The sequence below is a fragment of the Paraburkholderia sp. UCT31 genome, assembly GCF_014397655.1.
In the GTDB taxonomy this organism is placed as follows: Bacteria; Pseudomonadota; Gammaproteobacteria; order Burkholderiales; family Burkholderiaceae; genus Paraburkholderia; species Paraburkholderia tuberum.
Map to the genome: position 1 here is coordinate 1 of NZ_VZQP01000112.1, position 10,548 is coordinate 10,548.

Consider the following 10,548-nt stretch of genomic DNA (forward strand, 5'->3'; position numbering starts at 1 on the left):
GTTGGGGGAAGCGGGCGATGCAGGAAGGCGCTTTGGCAGCGCGCCTGTCAGCGACGTTACGACTTCTTCGGATCCTTCGACACCCGCTTTGCCGATGGTGCGGGCGCGGGCCTGACCGGCCCGGCGACGTGCATGTCGGCGCGGCGCGGTTGTCCGTGCGCGGCCGTCGCGGGTGGTGCAGACCTGACCGGTCTGGTGGCGTGCCTGTCGGCTCGCGGCGGCTGTCCGTGCGCGGCCATCGCCGGCGCGGGGCCGCCCGGGTGCCCGAGCGGCGGATGCGCGCCGCCCGGATGTTCGCCGCCGCCCGGATGCTCCGGCAGATGACCGTCATGGCTCGCCATCACACGATGCAGTTCCTCACGGCGATGGAAAACCTCGGCGCGATGATCGCCATGAGAATAGAACTGGCGATGCCGGACGCCGTCCCGGGCGACGACCCAGATATACGTATCGCCGCCGACGATCACCACATCGCGATCGACCACATTGGCGACGTACACATCGGTCGGCAACGGCTGATACGCGGTCACGGTCACTTCGTCGACCCGGTTCGGGGCGCTGACGAGCCGGCCTTGCCCACTGGTCACGCAGCCCGCGAGAAAGGTAGCGCACGCAGCCGACGCCAACAGCGCGTTGGTGATGGTTTTCAAGTTCATTCCCCGGTTTGTATTGGTTATTTGTCGAGCGACGCCCGTTTAACGGTCGGCGTTCTGCATTCTTGAGATATGAATCGACGACCAAAGAAATGAGCGGGTAAACGCGCAGGCGCAAACGCATGCCCGGCGCGCATCGCCTGATGAATTGATCCAACTGGGAAACAGAAAGAAATAACGCAAAAATTCCGGCGCGTTTCACCCGCCCGATCCGCGCTTAATTGCCGCCCGCATTGCCGTCTTCAGACTTCGCGTCGTCCCAGTTCATCCGGTGTCGATTAACGGTCTCGGTATGCCGCGCGTCGTCCTCGGTGTGGAGGTAAAGACTGGTCGTATTCAGCGAAACGTGGCCGAGGTTGTCGCGGATCGTGCGCAGATCGACGCCGCCGTCCGCCTGATGCGAACCGGCCGTATGCCGCAGCCAGTGCGCCGACGCGCGCTCGAGCTCGTCGGCGCGATCGGCGAATTCGGGACCGCGCGCACGCAGCCACTTGGCCGCGCCCGCGAAGATGCCCTTGATCGCGTCGTGAATCGCCGAGCGCGACAGGCAGCGGTTGCGGCCCTTGAACGGCAGCACGAGCGGCGTTTCCTCGGCGCGGGTCGGCAGGGCGGCGAGGCCATTGAGCGTGCGGTAGCTGCGCAGCTCCTGAACCAGTTCGGCCGACACCGGCACGATCCGCTCCTTGTCGCCCTTGCCGAGCGTCTCGAGCCACCACTGGTCCTGACCATCGGCGCCGAGCCTTCTGAAGAACTGGCCCATCTGCCCGCCGGCCACCTCGGAAATGCGCATGCCCTGCAAATAGAACAGCGTGGTCAGCCAGCGGCAACGCGCGTAGTACGCGCGTTGCGCATCGGTATCTTGCGGCAGCTGCTCGACGAACAGCTTCACTTCGTCCCACAGTGACGTCGACAGATAGCGCGTCACGCGCGGCGCCGAGCGCTTCGCGCGTTGTCGCAGGAGCGCCATCGGATTGCCGCGCAGATAGCCGGCATTGACGAGCCACGTGAACATCGCGTTCAGGATGATCAGCGCCTGGCGCTGGCTGGCCGGCGACAGCGGCCCGTTGAACGGCCGCCAGCGCGCGTCGCCGCGCGCGTACTTGCCGCCGTTCGCCGACACCCAGCGCGTGGCCGGCTGCGGATCGGCGATGAACGTCTTGAACAGCAGCAGATCCTCGTGCGTCAGCGACGACAGCGGCTTGCCGAGCTGCACGACGGCCCACAGCAGCAGCCGCTCCGCTTCCTTGCGGTAGTTGTCGAAGGTGGTCTTGGTGTCCGCGTAATTGGACAGCCAGGCGCGCACGGCGTCGAGGTCGTTGCGCGCCGATAGCTGCGAGTTTTCCGCCGCGCCGCGATTGGTGCCGTCGCGGCCATCGAGCAGTTCCGGCACGACGAGCGATTCGACGGGCTGGACGGTGGCGAGCTCAGCGTTCGGGGCAGCTTTCGGCACGGCTTTGGACACGGTTCGGGACACTCCTCGGGCGCACGCCGGTTGGCGTCATTCTGCTCCGCTCAGGTGCTGTCAGAAGCGCTTGCCTGAAAAGAAAGCAGTGCCCACTCTGTTGCGGACGAAACGCGAAACCCTATCACACAGTCGGCTGCGCCTGGCGCGAAACAGCCGGGTGCGCTCAAGCTTCGACGCGGTGACGATCGATCGGCATATAGTGATGCAGGGCGCCGCTCGTTTTCCGCCCGCTATAGTCGCCGTCTATTAGTGGCATTGCCGTATTCGAATTCTATTGAACTTTGTCCTCGCCTATATTCGAATAGGAGTGGAGCGCCGACCGGAGTCAGCCGTTACGGACATCGGCTGCGTTGCCCTCGACCCTGGATTTCATGAGTGCACTGCCGAGCCATTCGGCTGACTGTCGGGTTTTCGGGTCGTCAAATTGCCACGCAAGCCTGACACGATGACAAACGCATAACAAGTACCTTGCATGGGATTGGAGAAAGTACCCAGGCACCGACTCCGATCGACAACGGTGACATCCTCCAAAGGAGAGAACGCATGTCAAACGAAGCAAAGTGCCCGTTCATCCATACCGCCGGCGGCGGGACGACCAATCGGGACTGGTGGCCGAAGCAATTGCGCCTCGACCTGCTCAACCAGCATTCGAACCGCTCCAATCCGCTAGACCAGGACTTCAACTATGCCGAGGCATTCAAGAGCCTCGACTACGCCGCGGTCAAGAAAGACCTCGCCGCGCTGATGACCGATTCGCAGCCCTGGTGGCCCGCGGACTTCGGCCACTACGGCCCGCTGTTTATCCGTATGGCATGGCATGCCGCCGGCACGTACCGCATCGGCGACGGCCGCGGCGGCGCAGGGCGCGGCCAGCAGCGTTTCGCGCCGCTCAATAGCTGGCCGGACAACGTGAGCCTCGACAAGGCTCGCCGGCTGCTATGGCCGATCAAGCAGAAATACGGCCAGAAAATTTCGTGGGGCGACCTGCTGATCCTGACCGGCAACGTCGCGCTCGAAACGATGGGCTTCAAGACTTTTGGTTTCGGCGGCGGCCGCGAGGACACGTGGGAACCGGACCAGGACGTCTACTGGGGCAATGAAAAAACCTGGCTCGGCGGCGACGTGCGCTACGGCAAGGGAGCGGCCGGCAGGGAAGACGACGAAGGCGTGCTGGTCGCCGACGAGGAGCTGCACGGCACCGAAAAGAGCCGTACCGATCCGCCCGGCCGCAACCTCGAAAACCCGCTCGGCGCGGTGCAGATGGGCCTGATCTACGTGAATCCGGAAGGCCCGGACGGCAATCCCGATCCGCTCGCCGCGGCAGTCGACATCCGCGAAACGTTCGGCCGCATGGCGATGAACGACGAGGAAACGGTCGCGCTGATCGCCGGCGGCCACACGTTCGGCAAGACGCACGGCGCGGGGCCGGCCGATAACGTCGGTCCGGAACCGGAAAGTGCCGGTCTCGAGGCCCAGGGGCTCGGCTGGCGCAACAGCTTCGGCACCGGCCGGGGCGGCGACACGATCACGAGCGGTATCGAAGTCACGTGGACCGCGACGCCGACGCAGTGGGACATGAGCTACTTCCAGAGCCTGTTCGGCCACGAGTGGGAGCTGACGAAGAGCCCGGCGGGTGCGAACCAGTGGGTCGCGAAGGACGCGCAGGCCACGTATCCGCACGCGCACGACCCATCGAAGAAAGTGCTGCCGACGATGCTGACGACCGACCTGTCGCTCCGCCTCGACCCGATCTACGAAAAGATCTCTCGCCGCTTCATGGCCAACCCCGACGAGTTCGCCGACGCGTTCGCGCGCGCGTGGTTCAAGCTGACGCACCGCGACATGGGTCCGCGCGCCCGCTATCTTGGCCCGGAAGTGCCGTCGGAGCAACTGCTGTGGCAGGACCCGATTCCGGCCGTCGATCACCCGCTCGTCGACGACAAGGACGTCGCGGCGCTGAAGCAGAAGATCCTCGCGTCGGGGCTGTCGGTGTCGCAGCTGGTCACGACCGCGTGGGCCTCGGCTTCGACGTTCCGCGGCTCGGACAAGCGCGGCGGCGCCAACGGCGCGCGCATCCGGCTCGCACCGCAGAAGGACTGGGCCGTCAACCAGCCCGCTGAGCTCGAGAAGGTGCTGAAGGTGCTCGAAGGCATCCAGAGCGAGTTCAACGGTGCGCAGTCCGGCGGCAAGAAGATTTCGCTTGCCGACCTGATCGTGCTGGCGGGTGGCGCCGGTATCGAGCAGGCCGCGAAGAACGCCGGGCAGCAGGTGACGGTGCCGTTCTCGCCGGGTCGCATGGATGCGTTGCCGGAGCAGACCGACGTCGAAGCGATCGCGGTGCTGGAGCCGGTCCACGACGGCTTCCGCAACTATCTGGGCGGCAAGTTCCCGGTGGCGGCGGAGAAGCTGCTGATCGACAAGGCGCAACTTCTAACGTTGACGGCGCCAGAGATGACGGTGCTGATCGGCGGCCTGCGCGTGCTGAAGGTGGGCGCTGGCAAAGAAGGTGTGCTGACGAACAAGCCGGAAACGCTGTCCAACGACTTCTTCCGCAATCTGCTCGACATGGGCACGGAATGGACGCCGGTGTCGGAGGCCGCGGAAACGTTCGAAGGTGCCGACACGAAGAGCGGCGAGGTCAAGTGGACCGGTACGCGCGTCGATCTGGTGTTCGGCTCGAACTCGGTGCTGCGCGCATTGAGCGAGGTCTACGCGAGCGAGGACGGCAAGGAGAAATTCGTGCGCGACTTCGTTGCCGCGTGGGTCAAGGTGATGAATCTGGATCGTTTCGATCTGGCTTGATCCGGCCAGTGCTGGCGAGTGGTTCTTTGCCACGTCGCCGTAGTTTTTGAAGGTGGATTTGCGAAGTTATCGAGCGCGCTTGCCGGGATGCCGGCAAGCGCGCTTTTTCTTCGCCTCGTCACTGCTTCTGCGCCGGCGGATACTCTTCGATCATCGGCTTGACACCGGTGAGCGCGCTGAACGCGAGCGTGTCCTGCGAATCGGCCGAGGTGCCGGAGGGCCAGCCTTGCACCGAGTTGCGTCCCATGATGAACTCGCCGAGAAGCTGCAGGCACTGGGCGGCGCGAAGCTGATACTGGCCACGGTGACGAGCGGCAAGGCGATGACCGCGACGCTCGGCGGTCTCGGCCTGAACGGCAAGCTCGTGATGGTCGACGTTTCCGAAGAGCCGATCGAAGTGCCGATCGTGCATGGCGATGACATCCGATGTAATTGGCGAGCCGCGCGGCTGCCTCTACTCTTCGACTACCGCGCCGCCGATCCGATGGCGCACACGTCAAGGAGATACCATGTCCAGCTATCCCGTTCACACGATCGAGTCCGCTCCCGAGCAATCCAAACCCGTGCTCCGGAAACTGCAGCAGGCGTTCGGCCTGATTCCGAACATCGCGGCCAAGATGGCGGCTTCACCGGTGCTGATCAACGGCTTCATCGGCCTGTTCGAGCGCGTGCATGCGAGCAGTCTGACCGAACCGGAGATCCAGACGCTGCTGCTCACCAACGCCGTGACGAACGCGAGCGAATGGGCGGTTGCGTTTCATACCGCGCTCGGCTTGAACGCGGGACTGCGCCGCGCCGATGTCGAGGCGATCCGCCACGGCGGCGTGCCCGACGACACGAGGCTCGCGGCGCTGTCGACGCTCGCGCGCACGCTGATCGAAAAACGCGGCCGCCTCGCCGATGAGGACCGGCAACGCTTTCTCGCGGCAGGTTTCAGCGCGGAGCAGATTCTCGAGGTGGTCGCGGTGGTCGCCGCGTCGACGATCACGAACTACACCGGCAGCGTGACCGAGCCGCCGCTCGAAACGCAGTTCGCCGAATTCGCGTGGCACGCGCCCGCGCGCTGAAGCGATCCCGTTCAGGCATCAACAGGAGGGCAACACCATGAACGTCACGAGTCACGATCCGAAAGTGCAGCCGGGCGATCTCGGCGGTCTGTTGCGCTATTGGCGTGACGTGCGTGGCGTGAGTCAGCTCGATCTGTCGGTCGAGGCCGGCATCTCGCAGCGGCAGATCAGCTTCATCGAAAGCGGGCGCAGCGTGCCGGGCCGCAACACGCTGCTGACGCTTGCGCAGACCCTCGACGTGCCGCTGCGCGAGCGCAATGCGCTGCTGCTTGCCGCGGGTTATGCACCGATCTATTCGGAAGCACCGTGGAATGCGCAGGAAATGCACGGCGTGGTTCGCGCGCTCGAACGGGTCGTGCGTCAGCATGAGCCGTTTCCGGCGCTCGTGATGGACCGCGACTGGAACGTGCTGATGACCAACGACGCGGCCCCGCGCTTCTTCAACTGCTTCATCGACATGACCGCGCGCGAAGGCCCGCGCAACATGCTGCATCTGATCTTCGATCCACATGGCATGCGTCCGTTCATCGCCGAGTGGCAGGAGGTCGCGCGAAGTCTGTTGCAACGCGTGTATCGCGAGTCGGTCGGTCATGTAATCGGCGCCAACACGAAGCGTCTACTCGATGAACTGCTTGCGTATCCCGACGTGCCGCGCGACTGGAAGACGCATCATGGCTCTTCCGCGACACCCGCGACGCTGCCGATGGTTCCGCTCGGCTTCATCAGCGAAGGCGTGGTGCTGCGGTATTTCTCGATGGTCACGACCGTCGGCACACCGCAAAACGTGGCCGCGCAGGAGTTGCGCATCGAATGCATGTTCCCCGCCGACGACGCCACCGAAGCAAGGCACCAGCAGCTGCTCGCCGCGCATGCGGCCCCGCAACCTCCAATATCGGCAAACCGTATGCCGTGATATAGCGATGTCTTCGGTTTTTGGGCGATCATCCGAGCCGATCAGGTCGAGCAATCCGACGCCACTCTGGTTCCGCCGTGCGCCCAGTTCGCGCGCGGCCATCATCTCCGACTTCGGCGACGTGACCGAGGTGCTCGCGCGTGCAGCTTCTTCGCGGCCGATGTGCAGGTAGGCGCGGGTCCCTTTCCCGGCCTCTATCTGCAAGAACTCGAGAAAATGGCCGACATCGACGCGTCGGCGTTGTTTTCGTAGTGCTTGACCCAGATCAAGCCGCCCGCCACGCCGGGGCTCATGATGCAAGCGCGTGACGCATTACGTTCCCGCCGGTGCTAGCCGACGCATGACACGACCAGGTTCAGGCGCGAACGCGTTTGCCGCCACGCATCGTGTTTCATTCCGGCCATAGGAGAAGTCCGTCATGAAAGCACTCGTTTATCACGGTCCCGGCAAAAAGTCGCTCGACGAACGGCCGATACCCGAACTCACGGCGCCCACCGATGCAATCGTCAAAGTCGCCCGCACGACGATCTGCGGCACCGATCTGCACATTCTCAAAGGCGACGTGCCGACCTGCGAACCGGGCCGCATTCTCGGCCACGAAGGCGTCGGTGTCGTGCATCAGGTCGGCGAGGCGGTGAACGGGCTCGCGGCCGGCGATCACGTGCTGATCTCGTGCATCACCTCGTGCGGCCGCTGCGACTACTGCCGGCGCGGCATGTATTCGCATTGCACGACGGGCGGCTGGATTCTCGGTAACCGGATCGACGGCACGCAGGCCGAATATGTGCGCATTCCGCATGCGCAGAGCAGTCTGTACCGCATTCCGGCTGGCCTCGACGAAGAGGCGCTCGTGATGCTGTCCGACATTCTGCCGACCGGCTTCGAGTGCGGCGTGCTCAACGGCAAGGTTCAGCCGGGCTGCACCGTGGCGATCGTCGGCGCGGGGCCGATCGGTCTCGCTGCGCTGTTGACCGCGCAGTTCTACTCGCCGGCGCAGATCATCATGATCGATCCCGACGCGAACCGGCTCGAGGTCGCGCAACGCTTCGGCGCGACCGCTTGCATCGACAACGCGCGTGCCGATGCGGTCGCCCAAGTGCTGAAGCTGACCGAATCGGTAGGCGCCGACTGCGTGATCGAGGCGGTCGGCATTCCGCCGACGTTCGAGCTTTGCCAGCAGCTGGTCGCGCCGGGTGGAACGATCGCGAACATCGGCGTGCACGGCGTCAAGTGCGATCTGCATCTGGAAAAGCTGTGGGATCGCAACATCGCGATCACGACGCGTCTCGTCGATACCGTCAGTACACCGATGCTGATGAAGACAGTCAAGGCGGGGCGGATCGATCCCACGCGTCTGATCACGCATCGCTTCCGGCTCGACGATATTCTTTCGGCTTACGAGACGTTCTCCCGCGCGTCGAGCACACGCGCGCTGAAGGTGTTGATCGAGGCGTCATCGGCGTCATAAGCGGTCCGCAGCCGGAGCATGGATCGCCATCGCCATGCGGATGTCGGCCTGCTTTCGTCGGTGTCGCCTGCCAGGCTGGATCAGGACCGGTTTTCGTGCGGGGCGTACCGCTATCGTCAGCGAATTCCAGATCAGTGAAGTCGAAAGCCGCACCGTTTCGGCGAGGCGGCTCGAAACGACGCGCAGTTTGCCGAGAGCCAATAGCGTAATGGCAGGCATCGATGCGGGCGTTGACAATGACACACAAAGAAAGCGGCCCGCATGAGAGTGGACCGATTCAACTCTTTTGAGGCGCGCTCTGCGTTGCGTCGGGGCCTTCGGAACGCTGGCCATTGAGCTGGGACGTGCGTGCGCTGCACGCGGTATCCGTCCGGGGGACGTAAATACAGAGGGGTTTTTTGGGATGGTGTCCTGTTGCAAAATCGGGCCTCTTGAATTGACTGTGAGGCACGATGACTTCGCTTTTTCTCGACGCTTACCACAATGCCCGTGAGGGGTCACACGGACATTTCTTCTCGCGCAGCGTTCGCAAGTCGCAATACCTTCACATCCAGTCTCCCTGGATGTTCGATGTGATACGGTGGTTTCATTTTGCACTGCCGGCCAGCGCGCCTCGCGAGGGACGCGGCGATCTGGAGGAAGGCATGAAGGAGGCCCTAGCCGCGTGGTTGCGGTACGCCCCGTCCATATTGCTGTCCCACCAGTCGCACGAACTGCGCGATATGCTCGGTCGAAGTGACATCCGCGTTCATATGTACAGGATGAAGGATCATGAGGTTGCCAAAGCCCTGTACAACGAAGTGAAGGACGGTAGGCTGATCTTCGTCCCTGAGCGTGACGAGATGCGCGAGTGCGTGCAGGCGATACGGGAGCAGCGGGAAAAGGCTTCCCAGTCAGGCCTCGCGCGCGCGCAACAACCGGCCGACACGGACATGGCAAGCTCGCTATATGGCAACAGCCCGCGCGTGCCGCAGAATCTCGGCAATGCACAGCCGTTCGAGTACCAGCCAAATGCAATAAGTGATGATGTGCAAGACATCGCGGCGCGCGGAGTGAATGAAGTGCAGGAGGCGCAATGCTTCGCGGAGTATGAGCGAAATCTCGCCGAATGCAATCTCTACAAGGCAATGACTAATGTTGCCTATACCTTCATCGCTTGCAAGCAAAACGCCTTCACCCTCTATAACCAGTGCCGAGGATACTAAGAATGGTCGCCCCAAAATCGTTTGTTGTTTCGTATAACTCTGAATTGCAGCAATTCGAAGTATTCTCGGTCAAGGATGAGGACCTCGCCGCACTACGCGACAAAAATGTCATCGCGCCTTGGCGCCTCGAAGACATTCCCGGAGGTGAATTGACAGAAAACGTCGCAAATCGGCTCGGTGCGACAGCGCTCGGCATCCTCGCGATATTTCACCCCGAAGTGAAGCGGCGTTTGCGTGTGAAGCCGGATCAGTTCCCTCTGCCATAAGCCGCAAGGCATCAGCGCAGCGGGCTTTCTTATGGTCGCTTGGCGCGAGCGGCTCGCTATCTGATCGAACGCTTGGCGCTACCGCGATCGGATTTACCCGAACTGCTCAGACGCACTGGTGCGCAGATGGGTTTTTTGCTATTGGGATAACGAGAGCGGCGACCGGGTACCGGATATCCCGAATGATATCCGCACGATGATGGAAGCCCTTGGCGGGACTATCTGGATTGACGAATACCGCGATTAGCGACGCGGGTGAAAAGGCATTCGAACACGCGCAAATGATGGTGCCCAGTGTGTTGCAGCAAGCAAGGGGCACGATTGACCCAGATCAAGCGCGGGTGCGGCGCGTGGTCGCGCCGTAGGCCTCTATACTGTGCGTCGTCAAACACGAAGCCCGTCGACGGCGCCTTGCCCGCCGGCTCTCGAAATCGGCAGCGCTCGAACCCGCACATCCATGGATACTGATTTGTCGTCGCCGCGCCGCTCACGGCTCGCGTGCGTGATCGAGGTTTTCATCGTCTTTCTGAAACTCGGGCTGACCAGTTTCGGCGGTCCGATCGCTCACATCGGCTACTTCCGGCGCGAGTTCGTCGAGCGGCGCCGCTGGCTCGACGATGAAGCCTTCACCGACCTGATCGGCCTGTGCCAATTTCTGCCGGGACCCGCGAGCAGCCAGGCGGGGTTTTCGATCGGGCTGCTGCGGGCC

10 protein-coding genes and 3 pseudogenes are annotated in these 10,548 nt (G+C 63.2%); 9 read left to right on the forward strand and 4 right to left on the reverse strand.

Features of this window, described 5'->3' with window-relative positions:
* Positions 1-56: 56 nt before the first annotated feature.
* Positions 57-656 carry a hypothetical protein gene (locus F6X40_RS40135; protein ID WP_187631703.1) on the reverse strand — a complete coding sequence of 200 codons (600 nt, stop codon included), beginning with the start codon at positions 654-656 and terminating at the stop codon, positions 57-59.
* 214 nt (positions 657-870) lie between these two features.
* Positions 871-2,115 carry a tyrosine-type recombinase/integrase gene (locus F6X40_RS40140; protein WP_187631704.1) on the reverse strand — a complete coding sequence of 415 codons (1,245 nt, stop codon included), beginning with the start codon at positions 2,113-2,115 and terminating at the stop codon, positions 871-873.
* 546 nt (positions 2,116-2,661) lie between these two features.
* Here F6X40_RS40140 and katG point away from each other — a divergent pair.
* Positions 2,662-4,920, forward strand: coding sequence for a catalase/peroxidase HPI (gene katG, locus F6X40_RS40145; RefSeq protein ID WP_187631705.1), 2,259 nt, complete (start codon positions 2,662-2,664; stop codon positions 4,918-4,920).
* Between the two features lie 136 nt (positions 4,921-5,056).
* On the opposite strand, the pseudogene F6X40_RS40150 reads toward katG, so the two are convergent.
* Positions 5,057-5,182 (reverse strand): annotated as a pseudogene (locus tag F6X40_RS40150) (alcohol dehydrogenase); the annotation flags it as partial.
* Between F6X40_RS40150 and F6X40_RS43000 the strand changes: the two are divergent.
* The 4 genes and pseudogenes from F6X40_RS43000 to F6X40_RS40165 form a co-directional block, all read left to right on the forward strand.
* Positions 5,174-5,326: pseudogene (locus tag F6X40_RS43000) on the forward strand (alcohol dehydrogenase); the annotation flags it as partial. The pseudogenes F6X40_RS40150 and F6X40_RS43000 overlap by 9 nt on opposite strands.
* A 103-nt stretch (positions 5,327-5,429) precedes the next feature.
* Complete coding sequence (locus tag F6X40_RS40155) at positions 5,430-5,987, forward strand: carboxymuconolactone decarboxylase family protein (protein ID WP_184022784.1); 558 nt, start codon at positions 5,430-5,432, stop codon at positions 5,985-5,987.
* A 37-nt stretch (positions 5,988-6,024) separates the two neighbouring features.
* On the forward strand, positions 6,025-6,900 hold the full coding sequence (locus tag F6X40_RS40160; protein ID WP_187631706.1) for a helix-turn-helix domain-containing protein: 876 nt from the start codon (positions 6,025-6,027) through the stop codon (positions 6,898-6,900).
* Positions 6,901-7,318: 418 nt separating this feature from the next.
* Complete coding sequence (locus tag F6X40_RS40165) at positions 7,319-8,368, forward strand: zinc-dependent alcohol dehydrogenase family protein (protein WP_184065820.1); 1,050 nt, start codon at positions 7,319-7,321, stop codon at positions 8,366-8,368.
* On the opposite strand, the gene F6X40_RS40170 is transcribed toward F6X40_RS40165, so the two are convergent.
* Entirely contained in the window at positions 8,363-8,587 is a 225-nt protein-coding gene (locus tag F6X40_RS40170) for a hypothetical protein (RefSeq protein WP_187631707.1), read from the reverse strand. The genes F6X40_RS40165 and F6X40_RS40170 overlap by 6 nt on opposite strands.
* Positions 8,588-8,820: 233 nt before the next feature.
* On the opposite strand from F6X40_RS40170, the gene F6X40_RS40175 reads away from it, so the two are divergent.
* The 4 genes and pseudogenes from F6X40_RS40175 to F6X40_RS40185 all read left to right on the forward strand — a co-directional run.
* Positions 8,821-9,573, forward strand: a complete 753-nt coding sequence (locus F6X40_RS40175; protein WP_187631708.1) for a hypothetical protein — start codon at positions 8,821-8,823, stop codon at positions 9,571-9,573.
* 2 nt (positions 9,574-9,575) lie between these two features.
* On the forward strand, positions 9,576-9,839 hold the full coding sequence (locus F6X40_RS40180; protein ID WP_187631709.1) for a hypothetical protein: 264 nt from the start codon (positions 9,576-9,578) through the stop codon (positions 9,837-9,839).
* A gap of 54 nt (positions 9,840-9,893) precedes the next feature.
* Positions 9,894-10,086, forward strand: a pseudogene (locus F6X40_RS43005) (hypothetical protein); the annotation flags it as partial.
* 210 nt (positions 10,087-10,296) lie between these two features.
* A partial coding sequence (locus F6X40_RS40185; protein WP_187631710.1) for a chromate transporter occupies positions 10,297-10,548 on the forward strand: 252 nt, incomplete at its 3' end.

What these genes read in the sequence shown, in the direction of transcription:
- F6X40_RS40160 (WP_187631706.1), top strand. Translation starts at nt 6,025, where the DNA reads ATGAACGTCACGAGTCACGATCCGAAAGTGCAGCCGGGCGATCTCGGC.
- F6X40_RS40165 (WP_184065820.1), top strand. Translation starts at nt 7,319, where the DNA reads ATGAAAGCACTCGTTTATCACGGTCCCGGCAAAAAGTCGCTCGACGAA.
- katG (WP_187631705.1), top strand. Translation starts at nt 2,662, where the DNA reads ATGTCAAACGAAGCAAAGTGCCCGTTCATCCATACCGCCGGCGGCGGG.
- F6X40_RS40170 (WP_187631707.1), bottom strand. Translation starts at nt 8,587, where the DNA reads ATGCCTGCCATTACGCTATTGGCTCTCGGCAAACTGCGCGTCGTTTCG.
- F6X40_RS40135 (WP_187631703.1), bottom strand. Translation starts at nt 656, where the DNA reads ATGAACTTGAAAACCATCACCAACGCGCTGTTGGCGTCGGCTGCGTGC.
- F6X40_RS40180 (WP_187631709.1), top strand. Translation starts at nt 9,576, where the DNA reads ATGGTCGCCCCAAAATCGTTTGTTGTTTCGTATAACTCTGAATTGCAG.
- F6X40_RS40175 (WP_187631708.1), top strand. Translation starts at nt 8,821, where the DNA reads ATGACTTCGCTTTTTCTCGACGCTTACCACAATGCCCGTGAGGGGTCA.
- F6X40_RS40155 (WP_184022784.1), top strand. Translation starts at nt 5,430, where the DNA reads ATGTCCAGCTATCCCGTTCACACGATCGAGTCCGCTCCCGAGCAATCC.